Source organism: Collinsella sp. BM28 (assembly GCF_054551995.1).
Genome location: NZ_JBTOLJ010000001.1, coordinates 241,507 through 265,230 on the forward strand (window position 1 = coordinate 241,507; position 23,724 = coordinate 265,230).

Annotated in this window: 17 protein-coding genes; 14 read left to right on the top strand and 3 right to left on the bottom strand. The window is 60.9% G+C overall.

From position 1 onward, the window contains the following. The 10 genes from htpG to mfd all read left to right on the top strand — a co-directional run bounded on the left by htpG (window position 1) and on the right by mfd (window position 17,325). The gene (htpG, locus tag ACX9NZ_RS01065) at window positions 1–2,025 is read left to right on the top strand and encodes a molecular chaperone HtpG (protein WP_407496613.1); all 2,025 of its coding nucleotides are present in this window, start codon (window positions 1–3) and stop codon (window positions 2,023–2,025) included. 421 nt (window positions 2,026–2,446) lie between these two features. After that, window positions 2,447–5,089, top strand: coding sequence for a YhgE/Pip family protein (locus tag ACX9NZ_RS01070; protein WP_407496611.1), 2,643 nt, complete (start codon window positions 2,447–2,449; stop codon window positions 5,087–5,089). Next, window positions 5,090–7,300: a YhgE/Pip family protein gene (locus tag ACX9NZ_RS01075; RefSeq protein WP_407496609.1), complete on the top strand. Its 2,211-nt coding sequence runs from the start codon at window positions 5,090–5,092 to the stop codon at window positions 7,298–7,300. Between the two features lie 322 nt (window positions 7,301–7,622). Then, a complete protein-coding gene (locus ACX9NZ_RS01080) occupies window positions 7,623–8,960 on the top strand; it encodes a glutamine synthetase family protein (RefSeq protein ID WP_118653427.1) in 1,338 nt (445 codons plus the stop codon). A gap of 98 nt (window positions 8,961–9,058) precedes the next feature. Then, window positions 9,059–9,721, top strand: coding sequence for a response regulator transcription factor (locus ACX9NZ_RS01085; RefSeq protein ID WP_118653428.1), 663 nt, complete (start codon window positions 9,059–9,061; stop codon window positions 9,719–9,721). 205 nt (window positions 9,722–9,926) lie between these two features. Further along, window positions 9,927–11,267 carry a S1C family serine protease gene (locus ACX9NZ_RS01090; RefSeq protein WP_294122979.1) on the top strand — a complete coding sequence of 447 codons (1,341 nt, stop codon included), beginning with the start codon at window positions 9,927–9,929 and terminating at the stop codon, window positions 11,265–11,267. A gap of 331 nt (window positions 11,268–11,598) precedes the next feature. Continuing rightward, window positions 11,599–11,880, top strand: coding sequence for a NifU family protein (locus tag ACX9NZ_RS01095; protein WP_118653430.1), 282 nt, complete (start codon window positions 11,599–11,601; stop codon window positions 11,878–11,880). A 103-nt stretch (window positions 11,881–11,983) separates the two neighbouring features. Then, window positions 11,984–12,805 carry a prolipoprotein diacylglyceryl transferase gene (lgt, locus tag ACX9NZ_RS01100; protein WP_118653431.1) on the top strand — a complete coding sequence of 274 codons (822 nt, stop codon included), beginning with the start codon at window positions 11,984–11,986 and terminating at the stop codon, window positions 12,803–12,805. A gap of 35 nt (window positions 12,806–12,840) precedes the next feature. Further along, the gene (gene nth / locus ACX9NZ_RS01105; RefSeq protein ID WP_118653432.1) at window positions 12,841–13,503 is read left to right on the top strand and encodes an endonuclease III; all 663 of its coding nucleotides are present in this window, start codon (window positions 12,841–12,843) and stop codon (window positions 13,501–13,503) included. Between the two features lie 237 nt (window positions 13,504–13,740). Continuing rightward, the gene (gene mfd, locus ACX9NZ_RS01110) at window positions 13,741–17,325 is read left to right on the top strand and encodes a transcription-repair coupling factor (RefSeq protein WP_407496605.1); all 3,585 of its coding nucleotides are present in this window, start codon (window positions 13,741–13,743) and stop codon (window positions 17,323–17,325) included. Between the two features lie 102 nt (window positions 17,326–17,427). On the opposite strand, the gene ACX9NZ_RS01115 is transcribed toward mfd, so the two are convergent. After that, the gene (locus tag ACX9NZ_RS01115; protein ID WP_302742104.1) at window positions 17,428–18,267 is read right to left on the bottom strand and encodes a MurR/RpiR family transcriptional regulator; all 840 of its coding nucleotides are present in this window, start codon (window positions 18,265–18,267) and stop codon (window positions 17,428–17,430) included. Between the two features lie 147 nt (window positions 18,268–18,414). Here ACX9NZ_RS01115 and ACX9NZ_RS01120 point away from each other — a divergent pair, with 147 nt between their 5' ends. From ACX9NZ_RS01120 to ACX9NZ_RS01135, 4 genes are all read left to right on the top strand, one after another. Continuing rightward, complete coding sequence (locus ACX9NZ_RS01120) at window positions 18,415–19,848, top strand: glycoside hydrolase family 1 protein (protein ID WP_304292432.1); 1,434 nt, start codon at window positions 18,415–18,417, stop codon at window positions 19,846–19,848. 10 nt (window positions 19,849–19,858) lie between these two features. Next, window positions 19,859–21,247, top strand: a complete 1,389-nt coding sequence (locus ACX9NZ_RS01125; RefSeq protein WP_302742102.1) for a PTS transporter subunit EIIC — start codon at window positions 19,859–19,861, stop codon at window positions 21,245–21,247. A 224-nt stretch (window positions 21,248–21,471) separates the two neighbouring features. Then, window positions 21,472–22,212: a DMT family transporter gene (locus ACX9NZ_RS01130; RefSeq protein ID WP_330006436.1), complete on the top strand. Its 741-nt coding sequence runs from the start codon at window positions 21,472–21,474 to the stop codon at window positions 22,210–22,212. A gap of 38 nt (window positions 22,213–22,250) precedes the next feature. Beyond that, window positions 22,251–22,427, top strand: coding sequence for a hypothetical protein (locus ACX9NZ_RS01135; RefSeq protein WP_330006435.1), 177 nt, complete (start codon window positions 22,251–22,253; stop codon window positions 22,425–22,427). A 136-nt stretch (window positions 22,428–22,563) separates the two neighbouring features. On the opposite strand, the gene ACX9NZ_RS01140 is transcribed toward ACX9NZ_RS01135, so the two are convergent. Together ACX9NZ_RS01140 and ACX9NZ_RS01145 are read right to left on the bottom strand one after the other, a co-directional pair. Further along, the gene (locus ACX9NZ_RS01140) at window positions 22,564–22,749 is read right to left on the bottom strand and encodes a DUF362 domain-containing protein (RefSeq protein WP_039910702.1); all 186 of its coding nucleotides are present in this window, start codon (window positions 22,747–22,749) and stop codon (window positions 22,564–22,566) included. A gap of 286 nt (window positions 22,750–23,035) precedes the next feature. Then, entirely contained in the window at window positions 23,036–23,689 is a 654-nt protein-coding gene (locus tag ACX9NZ_RS01145) for a hypothetical protein (RefSeq protein ID WP_118653438.1), read from the bottom strand. Window positions 23,690–23,724 lie beyond the last annotated feature (35 nt).

Genomic DNA, 23,724 nt, shown 5'->3' on the forward strand with positions numbered 1-23,724 from the left:
ATGCAGCAATTTAAAACCGAGAGCAAGAAGCTCCTCGACCTCATGATCAACTCGATCTATACCAACAAGGAGATCTTCCTGCGTGAGCTTATCTCCAACGCGTCGGATGCGGTGGACAAGCTCAACTTCAAGAGTCTCTCCGACTCGAGTATTCAGCTCGGCAACGATGACCTTGCCATCCGCGTCTCGTTTGACAAGGACGCGCGCACGCTTACCGTCTCCGACAACGGCATCGGCATGACCGCCGAGGACCTCGAGGAAAACCTCGGCACCATCGCCCATTCCGGCAGCCAGGAGTTCAAGCAGGAAAACGCCGAGCACCAGGGCGGGGATGTCGACATCATCGGTCAGTTTGGCGTGGGCTTCTACTCTGCGTTCATGGTTGCCTCCAAGGTCCGCGTGGTCAGCCGTGCCTTCGGCGAGGACACGGCGCACGTATGGGAGTCCGACGGCCTTGAGGGCTACACCATCGAGCCCGGCGAGCGCGCCGAGCACGGCACCGACGTCATCCTCACCATCCGCGAGAACGTCGCCGGCGAGAATGGCGAGCCCGGCGAGAACTACGACACGTATCTTTCCGAGTGGGGGCTCAAGGACCTCATCAAGCGCTACAGCAACTACGTGCGCTACCCCGTCCAGATGATGGTCACCAAGAGCCGCGAGAAGGAACGTCCCGCCGACGCTGGCGACGATTACAAGCCGGAGTACGAGGACTACGAGGAGCTCGAGACCATCAACTCGATGACTCCCATCTGGAAGAAACGCAGCTCGGACGTGTCGGAGGAGGACTACAACGAGTTTTATAAGAGCACGTTCCACGATTTTGAGGACCCGGCGCGTACGGTGAGCTTCCACGCCGAGGGCACCCTCGAGTACGACGCGCTGCTCTATATCCCGAGCCGCGCACCGTTCGACCTTTACAGCAAGGATTACGAGAAGGGCTTAGCGCTCTATAGCTCCAACGTGCTGATTATGGAGAAGTGCGCCGACCTGCTGCCGGATTACTACAACTTCGTGCGCGGCGTGGTGGACTCCCAGGACATCTCGCTCAACATCTCGCGTGAGACCCTGCAGCACGACCGCCAGCTCAAAGCCATCGCCAAGCGCGTGGAGAAGCGCGTGACGAGCGAGCTCGAGAAGATGCGCGACGACGACCGTGAGACGTACGAGAAGTTCTTTGAGAACTTCGGCCGTGGGCTCAAGTTTGGCATTTACTCCAGCTATGGGATGAAGGCCGATGAACTTGCCGACCTGCTGCTGTTCTGGAGCGCGCGCGAGAACAAGATGGTGACGCTTGCCGAGTACGCCGCCGCCATGCCCGAGGGCCAGAAGGCGATCTACTACGCGGCGGGCGATGATCGCGAGCGCCTGGCCAAGATGCCCGTGGTAAAGGGCGTGCTTGACCGCGGCTATGACGTGCTGCTGCTCACGGCCGATGTCGACGAGTTCACCTTCCAGGCCATGCGCGGCTACACCGCCAAGCACATGCCCAAGGTTTACGAGGACGACGCTGCCCGCGAGGCGGCCGCCAAGGCCGTTGCCGACGGTGCGGAGCCCGAGACCGAGGACCGCTTCCTCGAGCTCAAGAATGTGGCGACCGGCGATCTCGACCTCGCGACCGAGGACGAGAAGAAGGATGCCGAGGAGGCTACGAAGGAGCACGGCGACCTGTTCGAGGCCATGAAGGAGGCCCTCGGCGACAAGGTGGAGAAGGTTGCGGTCTCCGCGCGTCTGACCGATGCCCCCGCCTGTATCACCACCGAGGGTCCGCTGTCGCTCGAGATGGAGAAGGTGCTTGCGCGCGGCCCCGAGGCCGATCGCGGCGAGATGCCCAAGAGTCAGCGCGTGCTTGAGCTCAACGCCAAGCATCCGGTGTTCGACAAGCTCGTGGCTGCTCAGGAGGCGGGCGACCAGGATAAGCTCTCCCTGTATGCCGGTCTGCTCTACGACCAGGCGCTGCTCGTCGAGGGCATCCTGCCCGCCGACCCGGTGGCGTTTGCCCAGAGCGTCTGCGAGCTCATGTAGATTGCCTACTTGCGCATCTGCCGGAAGTTTATAGCCATACGACTGGTCGGGGCGTCCCTCAGGGCGCCCCGGTTTTGCTCGGAGGGGGGGATGATGCGCCGCAAATACGCAAATGTTGGGTTAAAAGTGGGGGTATGCGAGTAAAGGCGAGATTGACCGCAATATAACCGCAGGTCAAGCCTTTGTTGCACAAATGGCTACACGGCGGATGCGGACTTTATCTCAACATTTGCGTATTTGCACGTTCCGCACGCTGGAGAAGAGGCTCTTTTCGCCCTTTCATGTGCACAGGTGTGTCGCCCTATTGCGAGTATTCTGCAGAAAGTATTGATAGTTACCAGTACACGTGTTGTTTTTCTCACGACCGTAGTATAGTTCTGCTCCAACAAAGGCAATAGTAAGGTCAAAGGGTGGTTCGAGCGTGAAGAAGGCCTTCCAGATCTTTAAACGAGACCTCAAGCGGTTACTGCGCAATCCCGTGGCGATGGTCATCACCATTGGTGTGTGCATCATCCCGTCATTGTACGCCTGGTACAACATCGAGGCGAACTGGGATCCGTACAGTAACACCTCCGGTGTGAAAATCGCCGTCGCCAACGAGGACGAGGGCGTTGAAAATGAGTTGACGGGGTCGCTCAATGCCGGTGAGCAGACGGTCGAGCAGCTCAAGGAAAACGACGACCTGGGCTGGGTCTTCACCGATGCGGAAAGCGCGAAAGAGGGCGTGTACAGCGGTGAGTACTACGCCGCGATCGTCATTCCTAAGGACTTCAGCGAAAAGCTCACGAGCATGCTCACAGGCGACTTTGAGCAGCCCGAGCTCACGTACTACGTGAATGAGAAGAAAAACGCCATTGCCCCCAAGGTGACCGATACGGGTGCCGAGACCATCGAGGAGCAGCTGAACGAGACCTTTGTTGCAACGGTCAGCAGCACGCTTGTCGAGCAGGCGCAAAAGCTCGGGGTCGATGTGGACGCGGCGGGGGAGCGCGCGGAGCAGGGCGTGCTCGCGAATGTCTCCGATTCCGTCGACGCCCTGCAGCGTGTGCGCGAAGGCCTTGGCGGCATGGCGACTACCATCGACGACGCCAAGGTTGCCGCAACGAGTGCCAAGAGCTCGCTGGCCGGCATGAACGCCGAGACGCCTGCGCTTGTCGATGCGCTCGACAAGGGACACCAGCTCCTGGGCACAACACGTTCGGCCGCGGGCGAGTTCCACACCGCGCTGTCGACCGCCCTCGCCAACGGAGCGACCCAGCTGGGCACGGCTTCGTCGAAGGCGGACGCCGCCGTTGGTTCAATGGCGGGCGCCGTCTCGGCTGCTAAGACCAAGATCGACATATCGCTCTCCAACTTCCAAGCCGTGATCGATTCCAATTCGCGCGCCCTCGAGGCCCTGCGCAACCTCAACAACTCGGCTTTGGGCTCAAACGGCGATATCGAGGCCTTCATCCGCGACCTTGAGAACCAAAATGCCGGTCTGCAGTCTGCCAAAGACGCGCTGCAGACGCAGAGCGATGCACTCGGCCAAGACGTCGATGCCGCGACCACCGCGACGGACGCTATCAACACCGCCGTGCAGGGCAGCGTCGAGAACCTGGGCAAGACCCAGCAGACCCTCAACTCCAGCGTCATTCCCCAACTGAGCGCGGGCCTCGATGCGTTCTCGAACGTCTCGGGCGACCTGTCGGGCGTCGTGACGAGCCTCACCCCCACCATCGCGCAGTCCATGGGCCTACTTGACCAGCTGAACGCCATGCTCGACCAGACCAAGAGCGCGTTGGCGAGCAGCGATGAAACGCTGGCCGACCTGCAGGCTACGCTTGAGACGGTCAAGACCGACATCGTCGCGCTGCGCAGCTCCGAGGCAACACGCGAGCTCGCGAACCTGCTCGATATGGACCCCGCTAACATCGCGGATTTCATGTCCGCCCCGGTGACCCTCACCACTAAGGCCGTGTATCCGGTCGAGAACTACGGTTCGGGCGTCACGCCGTTCTACACGAACCTGGCTCTGTGGGTGGGTGGCTTTGTGCTCATCGCCATCTTCAAGCTTGAGGTTGACACCGAGGGTGTGGGCCAAATCACGGCCAACCAAGGGTATTTTGGCCGCTGGATGCTCATGGTCCTGCTCGGCTTCGTGCAGTCGATCATCGTGTGCGTGGGCGACTTGGTGCTAGGGATCCAGTGCAGCCATCCCGTGTTGTTCGTGATTGCGGGCGTGTTCACCTCGTTCGTCTACGTGAACATCATTTACGCGCTGTCGATCGCGTTCAAGCATATCGGCAAAGCCATCGGCGTCATCCTCGTCATTGTGCAGATCCCGGGTTCCTCAGGCATGTACCCCATCGAGATGATGCCCGACTTCTTCCAGGCTCTGCACCCGCTGCTGCCCTTCACCTACGGCATTAACACGATGCGCGAGACCATCGGCGGCATGTACGGCATGAACTACCTGTTCAACCTGGGCATCCTTGCGGTGTTTTTGGCCGTGGCGCTCGTGGTGGGCGTATGGCTGAGGCCTAAGCTCCTCAACCTCAACCTGCTGTTCGACCGCCAGCTCTCCGGCACGGGCGTGATGATCTGCGAGCGCGACGACATGCCGCGCGAGCGGTTCTCCGTGCGCAACGCCGTGCGGGCGCTGTTTGACACGGAGGCGTATCGTCGCGAGATCCTCGAGCGCGGCGCGCGCTTCGAGCACCGGTACCCGCGGCTTATCAAAGCGGGCTTCTGCCTGGTGCTTGGTCTGCCCGTGCTGCTGTTCGTGCTCACGGCAACGCTTGACCTCGACATCGACGGCAAACTCGTGATGCTCGTGCTGTGGATCGTTGCCATCATCGTGGCGGATGCCTACATGATCTTTATCGAGTACCTGCGCGAAAGCCTGAATTCACAGGCGCGTATGACCTCGCTGCCCGATGACGAGCTGCGCGAGGAGCTGGGCCGCAGCATCGCGCGCGGGGTGCCGGCGCGCGCCGCAGGGGCGAGCCCGGATCGCGGCCTCACCGGCAGAACTCCTGCACACATCACCAACGGAGACGCCCCGAAGGGAGGCGAGGAGTAGATGAAGAAGATCATTGCCCTGCTCAAGCAGGATCTCTCGAGGGTGCGCGGCAGCGTGGTCGCATGCATCGTCGCGGTGGGTCTCGTGATTGTGCCCACCCTTTACGCCTGGTTTAACATTGCGGGCAGCTGGGATCCTTACGGAAACACGGGCAATCTCAAAGTCGCGGTGGCGAATTCGGACGAGGGCTATCTGAGCGATCTCATTCCCGTGCGCGTGAACATCGGCGACACGGTCGTCTCGTCGCTACGTGAGAACGACAACATTGACTGGGTCTTCGTCAAGGAGGGCGAGGCGGTCGAGGGCGTGCGCTCCGGCGAGTACTATGCAGCCGTCGTGATTCCCGAGGATTTCAGCTCTCGCATGATGACGGTCTTTTCGAGCGATGCCGAGCACGCCGAGATCGTGTACTACGAGAACCAAAAGGCCAACGCCATCGCGCCCCGCGTGACCGACAAGGCCGCGAGTACGGTGCGCAAGCAGATCGACGAGACGTTCGCCGAGACTATCAGCGAGGTGGGACTGGCCACCACGTCGAGCCTGCTCGATTACCTGGACGGCGATCAAATCGCCAACTACGCGGCGGACCTGAGCAGCACACTCACGGCGGGCATCGAGACGCTGCGCGATGCGTCCAAGACGGCGACCGAGTTCACGGGGGTCCTGGGCTCCTCCACAGGCCTTTTGGATTCTGCGGGCGACTTGTTGTCTCAGACGGGCGAGGCCAGCTCGAGTGCCGAGGCACTGGTGAGCGATGCCAAGACGGGCTTTGCCAACATGGATGCCGCTCTCGATGGCGCGGTTGACGCCATCAACGGGGCGCTGGCCGACAGCGCGGGTGACTACGAAGCCGCCGCCACGGCCATAGAGAACGCGTTCGCCACCGTGGATGAACACGTGTCGACTACCTGCACGCAGCTGCGTAGTGCCTCGTCGAAGATAGCGGGACAGGCGGCGGATGCACGTGCGGTGCAGAAGAAGATCGCCTCCCTTGAGGACAAGGTCGACAGTCTGCCGATATCAGATGCGGCAAAGGCCGAGCTCATTCAGCAAATCGACATCGTGGCCAACACGGTGGGCAACGTCGCTAACCAGCAGGAACTGCTCGCACAGCACCTCTCGGATGCCGCCGATTCCCTCGAGGCGGGTGCCACCGACGCTCGCGAGCAGGCAGAAGCCGTCAAGGAAAACCTCGCCTCTGCCAAAAACGACATCGCATCGATCAAGGACTCCTACAAGGAGACGCTCGAGCAGGAGATCGCGTCGCTCGCCGATGCGGTGGAGAGCGTCGCCAAGAGCAGCGAGGACATGGCGAGCAGTCTGAGCACGACCGCCTCCGATCTCTCGACGGCATCCAAGGACCTTTCGAGCGACCTTTCCGATGCGCAAGGCGTGCTTACCAGCGCCGCAATCGACCTGAGTACCTCCGCCGACGGCCTGCAGGAGCTCAAGGACGGCATCGATGCCGCCGTGGCGTCGGGCGACCTGCAGAAGGTGCGGGACCTCATCGGGTCGGACCCGACATCGCTTGCCGAGGCCCTCGCCGCCCCGGTGGCCCTCGACCGCCAGGCCGTGTACCACATCGAGAACTACGGCAGCGCCATGGCGCCGTTCTACACTACGCTGTCCATCTGGGTCGCGGGCATCGTGCTTGCCGCAATGCTCAAGGCGAACGTGGATGAGCGCGATATCCAAGCGCTCGCGCCGATTCACCTGCACGAGCTCTATCTGGGACGTTACGCGTTCTTCGCGTTGCTCGCCTTTGCGCAGGCGACGCTCGTGTGTGCCGGCGACCTGATGTTCTTTGGGATCCAGTGTGCCCATCCGCTGCAGTTCCTCCTCGTGGGCTGGGTTGCCGGGTTCGTGTTCAGCAACATCATCTACACGCTCACGGTGAGTTTTGGCGATATTGGCAAGGCGATCGCCGTTGTGTTGCTGGTCATGCAGGTGGCCGGCTCAGGCGGTACGTTCCCTATCGAGATGACGGCCGACTTTTTCCAAGGTGTCTATCCGTTCCTACCGTTCACGCATGCCATCAACGCGATGCACGCCGCCATGGCCGGAGCCTATGGGATGGAGTATTGGCGTGAACTCGGTGTCTTGGCGTGCTACCTGCTTCCGTCGCTCGCGCTCGGTCTGGTATTCCGCCGTCCCGTGATTCGCGCGAACCAGTGGATCATCGAGAAGCTCGAGGAGACCAAGCTCATGTAGGGGCCGACGGCCGAGCGCACGGCGGCGCGGTCTCAGCCGTCGATTGCCGCGAATCGGGCGTTTTTGTAACGAGTTTCCAGAGGGGCCGAGTAGACAGGTGTTTTGGGCTATCGCCAACTGGGGCTTTGATGCCCAAACCGACCGTCTACCCGGGGCGTCTCGATCTTCGTTACAAAAACGCCCGATTCGCGGCATTGCACCTTCTGCCCATGCCCTCATTTCCAAGGTGCTTTTATGCGGGGGAGTGCCGGAAACTCGGACGAAACATAACTATGCGAACATGGAGACAATCTGGCATCATCGCATGTGAAAGGGCTCGCATATGGACCAGCAGCAGAACATCGATTTCGTCCTGCGCACCGTCGAGGAGCGCGACATCCGCTTCATCCGCCTGTGGTTCACCGACGTGCTCGGCAGGCTCAAGAGCTTCGCCATCAGCCCCGAGGACCTCGAGGTCGCGTTTGAAGAGGGCATCGGCTTCGACGGTTCCGCCATTGAGGGCTTCACCTCTCCCGACGAGGCGGATATGCTGGCCTTCCCGGATGCCTCCACGTTCCAGATCCTGCCCTGGCGCCCCAAGCACGACGGCGCCGCGCGCATCTTCTGCGATGTCTGCACGCCCGACCGCCAGCTGTTCGCTGGCGATTCGCGCGAGTGCCTGCGCCGCATGTTCTATCGTGCGGAGAAGCTCGGCTACATCATGAATGTGGGCGCCGAGCTCGAGTTCTACTATTTCCCCGACGAGCACACACCCGAGCCCATGGACAAGGTTGGCTACTTTGACCTCACGCCGTCGGATTCCGCGCGCGACCTGCGCCGTTCCACCGTGCTCATGCTCGAGAAGATGAGCATCCCGGTCGAGTACACCTTCCACAGCTCCGGCCGCTCGCAGCACGGCATTTCCATGCGTCACGCCGAGGCACTCACCATGTCCGATGCCATCATGACGGCCAAGCACGTCATTCGCACCTGCGCCTACGAGTCGGGCATCCACGCCTCTTTCATGCCCAAGCCCATCGCCAAGGGCTCGTCCTCGGCGATGCTGCTTCACCAGTCCCTGTTTGACCGTGAGGGCAACAACGTCTTTTGGGGTGACGACGCCAAGAACCACCTGTCGCCTATTGCCAAGAGCTACATGGCCGGTATCTTGGCGCATGCCTCCGAAATCAGCGCCATCACCAACCCCACGGTGAATTCCTACAAGCGCCTCTCCGCCGGCGTGGGTAACGGTCCGCGGTATGCAACGTGGGGCATGCGCAACCGCTCCGCTATGATCCGCGTGCCCATCTACAAGCCGGGCAAGCAGGTTGCGGCCCGCATTGAGCTTCGCAGCCCCGACCCGATGGCCAATCCGTATCTGGTGAACACCGTCACGCTGGCAGCCGGACTCGACGGCATCAAGCGCGGACTCGAACTGCCCGAGGAGGCGACCTCCGATCTGTTGCGTCTGCCCGAGAGCGAGCTGCGCGCCCGCGGCATCGAGCCGCTGCCGAGAAACCTCGACGAGGCGCTCGACGTCTTTGAAAGCTCCGATTTCATGAAAGACGCCCTCGGCGAGCACATCCATGCATTCTTCCTCAAGAAGAAGCGCGACGAGTGGAATCGCTTCAACGCCACAGTGACCGAGTGGGAGCTCGATCACTATCTCGCCAATTCATAGGGAGTGGGGCCTCGGTCGGTGATCCTTGCCCGAATATCACCGCCATGTACGTGCTCGACCTGCCTATTTGTTATGATGATGCCGTCGGAGGTGTGAATATGTCCGAAAAGTCTGTGCTATTCATGGCGCGTACCACGCGACTTCATGATTTCGTCCGAACACTCGCCTCGTCCTTAGGTGTCGAGGTGCATATTGCGACCCCAGATTCGCCTGCCGTAGCGCATGATTTCGACCTCCTTATTCTCGATGGCGATGGGGTGCGTTCCGATCGCGTCGATGCCATGGCAAAGTGGCTCGAGCAGCGCGGCGGTGTGCCCATGCTTCTCATGATGGATGAGGAGAACCTCTCCGACCTGCATCTTCCCTCTCATGTCCGCTCCGATTTCATTTGCTCGGGTGCAAGTGACGCCGAGCTCGAAGCGCGCGCCCGCCAGCTTTTGGGCGATGGCGAGACCGTCGCGGTCGACGAAGTCCTCACCGTGGACAACCTCACGATCAACCTTGCCACCTACCAGGTATCGCTCGACGGCGAGCCGGTTGACCTCACGCTTATGGAATACTCGTTGCTCAGCTTTCTGGCAACGCATCCCAACCGTGCGTACAGCCGCGAAGTGCTGCTGCATCGCGTGTGGGGCTTCGAGTATTGTGGAGGAACGCGTACGGTCGATGTCCATATCCGTCGAATCCGCAGCAAGGTGGGTCCGCAGATCGCCGGTCACATCTCCACGGTTCGTGGTGTGGGCTACCTGTTTAAGGAATAACGTGTGCGCCGGGGCGCGTGCCGAAGGGCGCGCGCCCCTTTTCATGCGCGTTGCCTTTTCGCGCTGTGGGTTGCGTATAGTGCCTGAGTGCCTTTCGAAAGACTTAATGGTACTTACAACTTGATTAAAGTCCGCGACTCTCGGGGGGTTGAACCTCGTATTTGGGGTACAACGGTTGAGATTGAAAGCGTTGAAAGGAACCTCCATGATTGACGACAAGACCCCGCAGCGCCCGGACGGCCTTGCGGGGGATGAGCCGCATTTCGCTTCGCACTCCGAGCCAACGGTGGAGACCACCGTCATGCCCGCGATGCATACCGAAACGCGTACCGTGGTGAAGACCAAGAGCCGCAAGCTTCCGATCTTCCTTGCATCCCTGCTCGGTCTTGCCGTAGGATCCGTGCTCGTGATCGCGCTCGTGATGTCCGGCGCATTCCGCATTACGGGCACCAATGTGGAGTCTGCTGTCAGTGGTGCCACGCAGACCATCGAGATCGATCCCGAGGACACCACGCTTTCGGAGGCCGTTGCCGCCAAGGCTCTGCCATCTGTGGTGTCGATCACCGCTCAGGGCGAGACCGAGGACTCCGGCGGCATCGGTAGCGGCGTCATCCTCGACACCGATGGCAACATTCTCACGAACTACCACGTAATTGAGGGTGCTTCCGCGTTGGTGGTGCGCACGGACAGCGGCGACAGCTATGAGGCCGAGGTCGTGGGCACGGATGAGTCGAGCGACCTCGCCGTGATCCGCCTCCAGGACGCCGAGGACGCCGATCTCACGCCCATTGACCTCGCCGACTCCGATGATCTCACCGTGGGTGAGTGGGTTATGGCAATCGGTAGCCCCTTTGGCAACGAGCAGTCCGTCTCGACGGGTATCGTCTCCGCTTTGTACCGTTCCACCGCACTTCAGAGTACGAGCGGCACCTCCATTTACGCGAACATGATCCAGACCGACGCCGCCATCAACCCCGGTAACTCCGGTGGCGCTCTCGTGAACGACGAGGGCAAGCTCATCGGCATCAATTCCGTGATTGAGTCGTACTCGGGTTCGAGCTCGGGCGTGGGTTTTGCCATTCCGGTGAATTACGCCATCAATATCGCGGATCAGATCATCGCCGGCGAAACGCCTGTTCATCCGTACCTGGGCGCCTCGCTTATGAGTGTGAACGCCTATAACGCGCGTCAGAACAACCTTGCAGTCGATAGCGGCGCCTATGTTGCCGAGGTCACTGCTGATGGTCCTGCCGCAACTGCGGGGATCGAAGCAGGCGACATCGTGACGGCGGTGGACGGCGAGCCCATCTCTTCCGCCGACGGCCTGATTATCGCCTTGCGTGAGCACGAGGTGGGAGACAAGGTCACTCTCACCGTGATGCGTGGTAAGGACGAGAAGGAGATCGAGGTTGAACTCGGATCTGACGAGGCATTGCAGGCCGAGCAGCAGGACGCTTCCGACGGCAACGGTTCGAGCGGCGGCATGACCGAGGAGGAGTTCCTCCGGTATCTCGAGCAGTACATGGGTGGCCGCGGAGGGTTCTAGCGCCTGCCCCCCGGTATGGCCCTCGTGGCGATGCGATACTGTAGTGCCACAATGGCGGGTACGCTCCAACTGGGGGCGCGCCCGCTTTTGCATAGAGGGCGATGGCAGAACGGGGAACGGCAACGGGGGACGCCGACGGCGTTCGCGGCGAGCTGGTTTGGCGCACATCGACGCATCTGCGAATCTGCGTAGGCTGGCCCTCTACGGCTGAGTGCGGAGCGGCACATGGGGGAGCGTGGTATAGTGTCTCCACATGCGGGCGCGATGCCCATTATCAACGAATGACGCGCGGCGGCGGAGTGCGCAGCTGCGTTTGGAGAAGGGACTGCACATGGCGGTGAACGAACAGCTGCTGCTTGAAGTGCTCGAGCAGATTCGACCCAACTTGCAGGCCGATGGCGGCGACATGGCATATGTGGGCGTGACTGAGGATGGCGTGGTGCAGCTTGAGCTGCAGGGCGCCTGCGCAGGTTGCCCCATGAGCTCGCTCACCTTGTCGATGGGCATCGAGCGCATCCTCAAGGAGCACGTGCCCGGTGTGACTCGCGTTGAGCAGGTGGGTGGCGGCGCCGATGCGGCCAACGACCTGTACGACGAGTACGCTCCGTTCTAGGGTTTGCACAAGGGTCCCGAAGGCGCCGCCCGTCGGGACCCTTTCTTTTCCGTTCGCGCGCCGGGCATGCGTCTCGGCGCGTATCTCATAGGAGTGGCCATTCATGCTCAACGAGCTCTATCACAGCCTCGACCCCGTCGCATTTTCTGCGGGACCCTTCACCGTGTATTGGTATGGCCTTGCCTATATGGTGGGTGCGCTGCTGGCGGGCGTGGTGATGTACCGTACGCTCAAGCGCTGGGATATGGCCATTACCATCGACGACGCCATGACGCTTGTGGTCTCGGTGGTCTTTGGCCTGTTGATTGGCGGCAGGCTGTTCTACGTGCTGTTCTACAGCAATGGGTATTACTTTGAGCACCCGCTCGAGATCATCTTTGGGTCGAACGGGCATGGCATCAATGGGATGAGTTTTCACGGCGGGCTTGTGGGCGGCATCATCGGCGGCCTCATTGCCTGTCGCGTATTGCGGCTGTCGCCGCTGACCATCGCCGATGCGGCGTTCGTGGGGGTGCCCTTGGCGCTGTGCTTGGGGCGGTGCGCGAACTTTGTAAACGGCGAACTGTGGGGTAAGCCCACCGATCTTCCCTGGGGTGTGGTGTTCGGCGGGGCTGCCGGCGACATTCCGCGCCATCCGAGTCAGCTCTACGAGGCGTGTCTCGAGGGCATTGTGCTGTTTGCCGTGCTCTACCTGCTGAGCCGTCGAAAAAAGACGCCGCCGCAGGGCTCCATTATGGGGACGTTCGTACTCGGCTACGGTATCGTGCGGTTTTTAATCGAATTCGTACGACTGCCCGATGCGCAGCTTGGGTACCTGTTTGGCGGCTGGCTCACCATGGGCCAGCTCCTGAGTTTGCCGCTCATCGTGGCGGGAGCGGTGTTGCTCGTGTTCGCGTTCCATTTCAAACGACCGCAGCATCTCTAGGTGTCAGCGTCTTTAAAAGAGAGGAGCCAAGGCGGATGCCACGTGAGACGAATGCGGCAAAGCGCGAACGCGCGATCGAGACGTGCCGTCGTTTGAACGAGCGATACGGGCCGGTCGAGTGCTTTTTGGACCATGAGACCCCGTTCAGGCTGGTCATCGCTGTCTTGCTGTCGGCGCAGACGACGGATGCCCAGGTGAACAAAGTCACGCCGGAGCTGTTCCGCCGCTGGCCCACGCCCGAGGCGATGGCGGGTGCGACGTACGAGGAGCTCTCGGAGGTCATCAAGTCCCTCGGCTTCTACAAGACCAAGGCGAAGCACTGCATCGAATGCGCCCAGATGATCGTGGCGGATTACGGCGGCGTGGTCCCGAATGAGATGAAGGAGCTTGTGAAGCTCCCGGGTGTGGGGCGCAAGACGGCCAACATCGTGCTCAACGTAGGGTACGGCATCGTGGACGGCATCGCGGTCGACACGCACGTGAACCGCATCGCGCACCGCCTCAAGCTCTCGCCCAAAACACACGAGAAGGAACCGCTCAAGACGGAGCAGGACCTCTTGAAGATCCTCCCCCGCGAGTACTGGAACGACGTGAACCACCAATGGATCATGCTGGGTCGCGAGATCTGCGATGCCCGCAAGCCTTTGTGTGGGGAGTGCCCTCTGGCTGACATCTGTCCGAGTGCCAAGGTGGGGTAGCACTCGATATGTTGCAGCGCAAGCGCGAATTCTCAGGTGGACGAGCTTCTTAAAGGCACAACCGCAGGAAGAGGCTTTCAGCAATATCGATGAGCGCGAGATGGGCAGCTCGGACTGCAGCAAATCGTTTTTCGACCGGTGGGCATCTTGCGGTAGGATGATTTGAACATACGAATGCGTCGAACTCCCGCCCAAGCTCGCGTTTGGGCGGGTGTTTGGCGTCGGAAAGGTGCCCCCATGCTCATTCACCGTATCGCCGCGCAGCTCTATACCGCCGAGGCGCTTCAGGACATCGACGCGGCGCTCATGGCGGGAGAGGACGCCACGCTCGCGATCTCCCAGTCGGGCCGCACCCTCGCGGTGGCGGCCCAGTTCGCCCGCCGGCCTCGCCCCACGGTGTACATCGTCTCGGGTGAGGACGCGGCCGACCGCGCTGCGCGCTCCATTGCGGCGTATGTGGGTGCGGATCGTGTTGTGCGCTTCCCCGAACGCAAGGATTATCCGTGGAAGAACGCCGAGCCCGATGACGCCGTGGTCGCCGCCCGTTGCGCCGCGCTCGCGAGGATCGCGCGCGGCGACGCCTGCATCATGGTCGCATCCGCCCGCTCGCTCCTGCGATGCGTCCCGCCGCTCGAGAGCCGGTACTGGGCGTCCCGCACGTATTCCGTGGGAGAGGAAGTTGCCTTTGAGGAGGTTCCCGGGCAACTCGTCTCGATGGGCTACACCCGTGCGGACGCGGCGGATGCCCCGGGCCTGTTCCGTGTGCTGGGCGATGCCGTTGACATCTGGGCGGCCCAAGCGACCGCGCCGGTGCGCATCGAGTTCTTCGGCGACGAGATCGACCGCATCCGCCTGATGGTGGCATCGACCGGTCAGACGATCGGCGACGAGGATTCGGTCGAGATCAGCCCCGTGCGCGAGCTTGCCCTCACCGATGAGGCGGTGAGGCGGATCTCCGCCGCGCTGTACCTGCCCGCCCAGGACGACACCGAGCTGGCAGCCCTGCTCGAGCTGGTCGAGGCGCGCGTTGTCACGCCCGAGCTCGAGCGCTTTTTGCCCCTGCTTTACGGCGAGACCGTGAGCCCTCTCGCGCACGTGCATCCCGATGCACTGGTCATCTTGTCCGAACCGCGCTCGCTGTTCGATGACTGCTCGCGCGCGTACGAGGACCTCGAGCATCGCGCGGCCGACGCGAAGATCGCGCGCCTCGACGGGCTCTACGTGCGGCCTCAAGAGCTTGACTTTGGGCGTCAGCAGCGCCTCAACTACGTAAGCCTCATCCGTGCGGGCGGATCGGTGACGGCGGAGCTCAAGATCGAGCAGCCGGCCCTCGCGGGTTCGGACAACCGCTTCATGAGCCGGATCCAGGAGGTTGTCAACAACCGCTTCGCCTGCGTGTTCGCGATTCCCGACCGCGGCGCGCGCGAGTCGATGGAGCTCTCCTTCACCGATGAGAACATCCCGTTCGAGGAGTCCCTCCAGGCGGCGCCCGAGAACGCCGGCGCCGTGGGCGGGGCGCGCGTTCGCGTCGAGCTCCTCAAGCGCGACGTGGATGCGCTCAATGCGCGCGGCATCGATGAGGGCGGGGAGCGCGTCGTCCCCACGTTGACGCGCGGCAGGATGACCTTCGTCGACGCCCCCATCCCGTCCGGAGTCGTGGTCCCCGCGGCGCATCTCGCCGTCTTCAGCCTCGCCGACCTCAACGCGCGCATGGACGGCAAGCGCGGGCGCGCGCACCGGCGCGTGGACATCACCGAGGTCACCTTCCCCTTCAAGCCGGGTGACTACGTGGTTCACAGCACGCACGGCGTTGCCCTGTTCTCCGAGATCGTCCGCCAGGAGGTCGCCGGCAAGGAGCGCGACTACTTCCTGCTGGAATACGCGGGGGGCGACAAGCTCTACGTCCCGCTCGAGCAGGTCGACCGCATCACGCGCTACGTCGGCCCCGACGGCGACAACCCTCGCCTCACGCGCCTCAATACGGCCGACTGGAGCCGCGCCACCACCAAGGCGCGCAAGAGCGCCAAGAAGCTCGCCTTCGACCTCGTCGACCTGTACACGCGTCGCAGCTCGATCACGGGCTTCGCCTTCGGACCCGACAGCGCGACCCAGGTCGAGATGGAGGAGAGCTTCCCCTACGACGAGACGCGCGACCAGCTCGACGCCATCGCCGACATCAAGGCGGACATGGAATCGACCAAGCCCATGGACCGCCTGCTCTGCGGCGACGTGGGCTTCGGCAAGACCGAGGTTGCCCTGCGCGCGGCGTTCAAGTGCGTGGACGGCGGCCGCCAGGTCATGGTGCTGTGCCCCACGACCATCTTGGCGCAGCAGCATTACGAGACGTTCTTCGAGCGCTTCGCGCCGTTCGGCGTGGAGGTCGAGGTCCTATCGCGCTTCCGTACCCCCGCGCAGCAGCGCCGCGCGCTCGCGGCCTTCGCCGAGGGGCGCGTCGACGTGCTCATCGGCACCCACCGCCTGCTCTCCGCCGACGTCAACCCGCATGAGCTCGGCCTGGTGATCATCGACGAGGAGCAGCGTTTCGGCGTGCAGCACAAGGAGCAGCTCAAGAACATGCGCGAGCAGATCGACGTGCTCACGCTCTCCGCGACGCCCATCCCGCGCACGATGCAGATGGCCATGAGCGGCGTGCGCGATATGAGCCTCATCACCACGCCGCCCACCGGCCGTCGCCCCGTGGCGGTGCACGTGGGCGAGTACGACCCCGATGTGGTGAGCGCGGCCATTCGTTTGGAGATCGGCCGCGGCGGCCAGGTCTACTACGTGTCCAACCGCGTGAAGACCATCGACGACGCCGTTGAGCGCGTGCTGGAGGCCGCGCCCGAGGCGCGCATCGGCGTGGCGCACGGCAAGATGAGCCCGCGCGAGGTCGAGGACGTGATGGTGCAGTTCGCCACCAAGAAGATCGACGTGCTCATCGCCACCACCATCGTGGAGAGCGGCATCGACAACGCGAGCGCCAACACGCTGATCATCGAGGACTCGCAGCGGTTGGGCCTGGCGCAGCTCTACCAGCTCAAGGGCCGTGTGGGGCGCTCCGCCACGCAGGCGTACGCGTACTTCATGTTCCCCGGCGAGCTGCCGTTGACGGAGGAGGCAACGGCGCGCCTGACCGCGCTCTCCGAATTCCAGGACTTGGGAAGCGGCATGCGCATCGCCATGCGCGACCTCGAGATCCGAGGCGCCGGCTCGCTGGTCGGCGCCGAGCAGCACGGCAACCTGTCGAGCGTGGGCTTCGATCTGTTTACGCAGATGCTGGGGCAGGCGGTCGCGGAGGCACGCGGCGAGGGCGCCGGCGACGTCGAGCAGGCGACCGTGGGCATCAACCTGCCTGCGGACTTCTTCCTGTCCGAGGAATACGTCCCGGCGGTCGACCGTCGCGTTCTGGTGTACCGCAAGCTCGCGGCTGCGGACATGCTCGAGCAGGTCGACGAGCTCCAGGAGGAGTGCGAGGAGACGTTCGGTGCCCTGCCCGAGGCGGCGCAGAACCTGTTCGACCGCACGCGCATCCGCATCCGCGCCGACAGGCTTGGTCTCGAGAGCGTTGCGCTCATCGCGGGGAAGCTCACCTACCAGGGCGTTGACGTGCCCAAGGGCGTGGCGTTCGATCTGCGCACGAAGCTCGGCGCGATCGCCTTTCCCAAGACGCGAAAGTTCACGGTCCCCTACAAGGCGGGGGCGGGCAGCGGCAGCGGCGTCGGTCGCGGCATCAACGCCGATGTGGCCGCCGGCGGCATGGGCCCCGTGCAGGCGGCCTTGGGGATTCTGGCTCAGCTCGGTCCGAGCGGCGACGACGACTAGGTGCCTATGAAAAGAAGAGGCTACGAGCGCGAGTTTGAGCTGCACTCGTAGCCTCTTCATTTCGATAAATATCTGGAGCGCTGGGCGGTATAAAGGTTTAGCTCACTCGATCATTTCCGGCCAAGAAACCGTTGGACCGAAGAGGGGGTTTCCCGGCGTTTTATATTTCGTGATGTAGCGGGAAGAAAGAAGGTCAAACAGGTACGTGATGGCGTACTTCGAGTAAACCCCTAGCTCATCGATGCCGTCTCCTCGCCCGCTCAGGTAGTACGCCTTATCAAAACGCGAAGCGGTGTCTTTGCTGGAAAACGCCGTGATGAGCACCTTCTTCGCCGTTCGTCCCCACATGCGTTCGTCAAGTTCGCGTGCGAACATGCCCGAGACCGAAACCACGATGACCAGGGAATCGTGGTAGGTCTCGACGCGCATCGGCGGCTTACCGTTGTCTTGAGTGTTGAGGCGCACGATCTTTCCTGCAAAGAACATCTCTTGTTGGAAGCGCATGAGATTTCCGCTCACATTGTTGGTGCAGAGCAGCTCGACATTGCGATGTTGGGCTATCTCGTATGCGAGTTCGTCGAGAAGGGCATCGGATATTCTGCTCTCCACTTCCGCATACATCTCCATCATGCGAATATCGAGCTCAGCACGATATTCGTTAAAGCTGAGATTAGGGTCGCGGTGCCTGAAGTCCGAGGGGAAGACCAGTTGAGAAAAAGAGTTCTTGAGTTCGCTCAGGCTCTGGTACCCAAGGCGGTTGCAGAAACGGCGAACAGCCGATCTCGTCACGTGCGCGCGCTCTGTTATGGCGCTCACGTTGATGGCCTCGGAATTGCGGAGGTTGGAAATAAGGTAGCGCGCAATGGCGACATCGTTGCCGTCGCGCTCCTCGTTGATTATTGAACTGATGATGTTTAGCAGGCCAAAGCCGTGATTGCTCAAGATGACCCCTCGCGAACGGTCTCCAAACAGTGGTTCATTTTATGAATCATAGCAGGCAAATTCCTTTTCTATACTTCAAATCAGATGGCGCCATGTTCGAAAAAGGGCGGGAAAACCGCCTGCGTAAAAGGAGGGGAGGATGGTCGCATGAATGTTCAGGGACACGCGAATCTGCAGTTACCGGACTTCTTGTGGGGTTCTGCCACGGCGGCATATCAGTGCGAAGGTGCTTGGGACGAGGATGGCAAGGGGCTTGGCGAGTGGGATTATTTCAACCACACGAGCGCCAAGAACATCAATAACGTCGACGGCGACGTCTCGTGCGATTTCTATCATCGTTACGAGGAGGATATTCGGCTGTTGGCAGAGGGCGGCCAGAACACTTATCGATTCTCTATCGCGTGGAGCCGCATTTTGCCCGATGGGGTCGGTGAGGTCAACGAGGATGGCGTCGCGTTCTACAATCGCGTGATCGATTGTTGCGTCAAGTACGGTGTCGTCCCGAATGCCACGCTGTTCCACTATGACCTTCCCTATGCCCTGGCCTGCAAGGGCGGCTGGCTCAATGCGGATGTCGCCAAGTGGTTTTGCGACTACGCCAAGATCTGCTTTGAGCGCTTTGGCGACCGCGTGAAGGTGTGGGCAACCATCAATGAGCCCCATTTCTATAGCTACTGCGCGAATATGCTGGGCAACTACCCGCCCAACAGATCCCTCGACATGCAGTCCTTTATGCAGTATCAGTACCACCTGATGCTTGCCAGCTCCATGGCCGTACGCGCATATCGGGAGATGGGCGGCGACGGCATCATCGGCGTCGTGCACGACGGCGGTGTGGTCGAGGTCGATCCGGCTGCGGAGCATCCCGAGGAGGTGTTCCGCGGTGCCGACTTCATGGCGAATCGCATGATTCTCGCTCCATGTTTGCAGGGCAGGCTTCCCGAGGAAATGGACGAGATGCTCCAAAAGCTCGACGTCTTGCTGTATCGCGTGCCGGGCGACGAGGAGATCTTTGCCCAAGGCGTTGGCGACTACATCGGCTTGAACGTCTATTGCCGCGAGTACGCAACGGACTGGCGCGGTGGAGCGACCCAGGTTTCCGCCAACAACAAGGGCGGAGCGAGCAAGAAGCTCGAGGGGAAGGTGATCGCACCGCTGTATCAGACTACGTGCGATCCGAATGTTCCCCGCAACAAGTGGGGACGCGAGATTCTTCCGCGTGTCATGTACAGCACGATCATGGACATCGCGGAGCGCTACGGCAACCCGCTGATGTTCATCACGGAAAACGGCCACGGTGCCTACGAGGATCCCGACGCCGAGGGCATGGTTCACGACGACGAGCGCATCGAGGTACTGGATCAGTTTATCGAGCACATGATGCGCGCTCGCGCGGAGGGTGCAAACGTCCACGGGTATTACGTATGGTCAACGATGGATTTGTACAGCTGGATCAACGGTTACCAGAAGCGCTACGGATTGGTTCGAGTCGATTTCGACAATGATCTGAAGCGTGTTCCCAAAAAGAGCTGGTATTGGTATCGCGATCTGATCAACGGCTATCTAAATCAAAGCGAATAGGAGGCGTGAAATGAAATACGAGAAGATGTCGCACTCTATTCTTGCCGCGATTGGCGGTGTGGAGAACATCTCGTCCGTCACGCATTGCGCGACCCGCTTGAGGATTGATGTAAAGAAGCTCGATGCAATCGACCTCGATGCGGTCAAGAAGGCGGAATATGCGCTTGGAGCCGTGGTGAGCGGCGGCCAGCTGCAGGTCATCATCGGTCCGAACGTGACTGAGGCATACAACGATTTCCTCGAGGTCGCGGGCATCGATTTCGGTGCAGGTGTCGTCGCAGACGATGAGGGCACGATCGCCGACATGGCCGCCTCGGTGAAGAGCAACGGTGCGGTCGGCATTGTCGAGAAATTCGGCAACATCACCGCCCAGATCTTCATGCCCATCGTCCCGGCGCTTATCGTCGGCGGTCTGATCCTTGCCATTAAGAACCTCCTGGTCAATTACTGCGGGTTTAGCACCGATAGCGGCACGGCGCAGGTGCTGCTGGCGATCTTCGACGCGGCCTTCACGTTCCTACCCGTCTGGATTGGCTATCAGCTTGCCTCCATTCTCAAGATGCAGCCGATCATGGGCGCGCTTCTCGGCGCGATCATGGTGAGCCCGTCGATCAGCGGCGTTGAGGGCCTCGATTTTCTCGGGATGCCTATTCCGGCGATCGGCTACGGTGGAACTGTCGTGCCCATCGTGCTCGGCGTCGTGTTCATGTTCGCGGTTGACCGCTTGCTGCAGAAGGTCATCCCCGATGTTGTGAAGTTGTTCGTCAAGCCGCTGCTCACCATGTTCATCATTGTCCCCGTGACGCTTCTGGCTCTCGGTCCTGTCGGTTCCATGATGGGTTACGCGCTGAGCGACGCCGTTACGTGGCTTATGGGGCATGTCGCGGTGATCGCCACTCCGATATTTGCCGCGATCAACCCGTACCTCGTCATGCTTGGTCTCGATAAGGCCTTTATCGCAATCGAAGTGAATAGCCTTGCCCAGCTTGGATACGCGCCTATTATCTTCGGCTTCATTTCGAACCTGTGCATCGGAGCTACCTGCCTGGCGCTTGCGAGCACCATCAAGGGAGATTCTGCTCGTAAGGGCATGGTGACCACCTTTGGCATCACCGCGCTGTGCGGCGTTACCGAGCCGGGATTCTACGGCGCGCTCATCGAGCGTCCCCGTCTGCTTCTTGGCACTGCTATCGGCGCCCTGTCTGGTGGTCTCATCGCCGGCATTTTCGGGCTCGTTGAGTACGTTGCCGGCGCCTGTCCCGGTCTGCTCTCGGCGTTGATCTTCATCGCCCCGGACGGCGGTATGGATAATTTCTTCCTCGCCTGTGTGGTCGCCGCGGTGAGCATCACGGTGTCTTTCATCGCGACGCGGGTGATCATAGCCAAGTTTGAGAAGTAACTTACCTGAGGAACAGTTCGCTTGGGTTCCCGTTTGGCTGGTTGATTGGCCGGCCCGCTCACGTGGCGTGACCGTTTGATTTTGTTGATGGCGGTCCGCTTGAGAGAGCTCTGCCTGCACTTCGCCGGCTGAAGATCGGGGCATATGCTCCGTCCTCGATGCGTGCGTCGAGGACGGAGCTTTTATATGGCGAAGCCTCTGCATGCGAACCATGGAGGTTGTGGATGCAAGTTCGTTTTGGATATTTTCTTGTCCTGCTTGGCGCCCTGCTGTGGGGGAGTGTAGGCGTCTTTTCGCGTGCGCTGGGTCAAATGGGCTTGACTGCGATGGAGGTCGCGGCGCTCAGAATGTTCGTCGCCAGCATATTTCTCGTCCCGATTCTCTTGGCGATGGGGGCGGGCAAGGATTTCGAGAAGGCAGGAAGACGGGGGCTCCTCCGGTTTTTCCTGATCTCACCTCGAGGGCTGTTTTGGAGCGCGCTTGTTGGTGTTTTTGGCCTCGCCCTGTCCAGCGCAACCTACTATATATCTATAGAGCATATTGGCATGTCAACCTCTTCGGTGCTCATGTGCACGTCTCCTATGTTTGGCATCGTGCTCGGTCGCATACTATACGGCGAGGGGATAACCAATCAAAAAATCGTCTCACTTGTTTTCAACGTCGCGGGTTGCACACTTGCCGTCACGGGCGGCGCGCTCGAGATCGAGTCGATATCCCCAATTGGAGTTGGAACGGGCGTTTGCTCTGGCTTGATGGGATGCCTGCTCACAATGTTCAGCAAGGCGGCAACACGTTACGCCCAGCCGCTCACTGTCGTATTTTATGGCTTTGTGGCCGGTGGCGCCCTTTTGTCCGCCTTCGCGAACCCGTTTGCGAAGATAGCTGGGGGCATGCCATCCGGGTTCTACTGGGTCGCAGCCGCTTTCGGCTTGTTCCCAACGGTCCTCGCGTACTTTTTTATATGACTGGGCTCTCAAAGGGGCTTGAGGCATCCAAGGTCCCCGTGATCGCCACGTTCGAAACGGTGACGGCCGTGATACTCGGCGTTGCCATATTCAGAGAGCCGTTTGGCATGGGAAAGCTGATCGGCGTCTGTTTGGTCCTGGCTTCCATCGGTATAATGAGCATCGATGTGGCGGCTCAGCGCAGAAAGCTTCTGGAAAGGGTCCGTTCCGTGTAGTGCGCCGTAGGTGCGAGGGAAGGGTTCGGTTGCGATCGGTTTCGCTTCTGAGCTGCGAGATGATCGGTTAAAGCCAAGGCCCGACCCCTTGCGGGGTCGGGCCTTGGTCATGCGAGGCGATGATGACAGGCCTGTACTAGTCTTCGGCGATCTCAGTGATGGCACCGGCGGGGCAGGCGTCCTGGCAGGCGCCGCAGGCGACGCAGGAATCCTCGTCGGCGACGGTGGCGACGTCGTTCAGCTCGAGAACGCCGGCAGGGCAAGCGTCAACGCAGACGCCGCAGGCGATGCACTCGTCAGCATCAATAATCGGATGAGCCATGATAAACCTCCTCTGTTGCGCCCGGTGCCACAGGCGAAGAGGCAACGGGTCTTTCTCAAAAGAAAGATACCACGCGGCTCCTTCAATGCAAGCCTTGGGACCGGACAATATCGACCGTTCGCCGAGTAAGCCAAAGTTGACCAACAACGCGAATGGAGCCGGTCTCTACAAATCGGCAGCAGGGTTATCCGCTCGTCCTGTAAATACACAAATGTTGGCCAAAATGAAAGACCTTGGAGTAGACAAAGAAATCCCGTTGAAAAAACTGCAGGTAGAACGCTTGGTCTCAGTTCTCTCTACTATGTCCAGATGGTTTTCGTTCAACATTTGTGTATTTGCCTCTCTTTCCCATGCCGTTGGGGCATTTTTTGCGCTTTAGAAAGTGGCCCGGCGCGCGCCTTGCCTTGTTTTCGGCGTATCGCCGCGCCCGTTCGGTAGCAGAAGGTTCATCTGCCAGCTTGATCCAGTCGTCAAAGATTTCAGAGCGCAGTTTGTCTTCTGCAAAAACCTGCTTAGAGGTCTTTTCGGGCCAGTGTATATTTAGCTGCGCAGAGAGCAAGTCTAGAAGCGCGTTGAACTTGTCAGAGTCGGAAAGTTGGTCGCTGGTGACCATAGTTACGCTGTGCCCCATCGTTTGGAGGGCGGTGGCGCGCAGCGAGTCTCTGGTCCCTGCGCCAACTCGATCGTGGATGACCTTGCCTTGGCACTCGACCATCCATTCTTTAGTCCCGTCGGGTGAAAGCACGCGCATGTCAACTTCGGCATGGTCAGTATCGATGAGAGTCTTTGCATTGTTCGACAAGACAATGCGGTAGTTGTTTTCGAAGTTTCGATAACCCCATCCACCGAGGTCGCAGCTCATCCATAGCAACATCGACAGCTGAGCTTCTAGAGGCGAGGCAGTGACGCCGCTCACGCAGTTAACGGCCTGTTCAAACATCTTTGACCCTCTGATGCCTCGAAGGCCCGCGGCGA

Bases quoted from the DNA above. Each gene is read 5' to 3' on its own strand.
- ACX9NZ_RS01095 (WP_118653430.1), top strand. From the start codon at position 11,599: ATGGCGGTGAACGAACAGCTGCTGCTTGAAGTGCTCGAGCAGATTCGA.
- ACX9NZ_RS01145 (WP_118653438.1), bottom strand. From the start codon at position 23,689: ATGTTTGAACAGGCCGTTAACTGCGTGAGCGGCGTCACTGCCTCGCCT.
- ACX9NZ_RS01130 (WP_330006436.1), top strand. From the start codon at position 21,472: ATGCAAGTTCGTTTTGGATATTTTCTTGTCCTGCTTGGCGCCCTGCTG.
- ACX9NZ_RS01075 (WP_407496609.1), top strand. From the start codon at position 5,090: ATGAAGAAGATCATTGCCCTGCTCAAGCAGGATCTCTCGAGGGTGCGC.
- ACX9NZ_RS01120 (WP_304292432.1), top strand. From the start codon at position 18,415: ATGAATGTTCAGGGACACGCGAATCTGCAGTTACCGGACTTCTTGTGG.
- ACX9NZ_RS01080 (WP_118653427.1), top strand. From the start codon at position 7,623: ATGGACCAGCAGCAGAACATCGATTTCGTCCTGCGCACCGTCGAGGAG.
- ACX9NZ_RS01140 (WP_039910702.1), bottom strand. From the start codon at position 22,749: ATGGCTCATCCGATTATTGATGCTGACGAGTGCATCGCCTGCGGCGTC.
- ACX9NZ_RS01090 (WP_294122979.1), top strand. From the start codon at position 9,927: ATGATTGACGACAAGACCCCGCAGCGCCCGGACGGCCTTGCGGGGGAT.
- mfd (WP_407496605.1), top strand. From the start codon at position 13,741: ATGCTCATTCACCGTATCGCCGCGCAGCTCTATACCGCCGAGGCGCTT.
- htpG (WP_407496613.1), top strand. From the start codon at position 1: ATGCAGCAATTTAAAACCGAGAGCAAGAAGCTCCTCGACCTCATGATC.
- nth (WP_118653432.1), top strand. From the start codon at position 12,841: ATGCCACGTGAGACGAATGCGGCAAAGCGCGAACGCGCGATCGAGACG.
- ACX9NZ_RS01125 (WP_302742102.1), top strand. From the start codon at position 19,859: ATGAAATACGAGAAGATGTCGCACTCTATTCTTGCCGCGATTGGCGGT.
- lgt (WP_118653431.1), top strand. From the start codon at position 11,984: ATGCTCAACGAGCTCTATCACAGCCTCGACCCCGTCGCATTTTCTGCG.
- ACX9NZ_RS01085 (WP_118653428.1), top strand. From the start codon at position 9,059: ATGTCCGAAAAGTCTGTGCTATTCATGGCGCGTACCACGCGACTTCAT.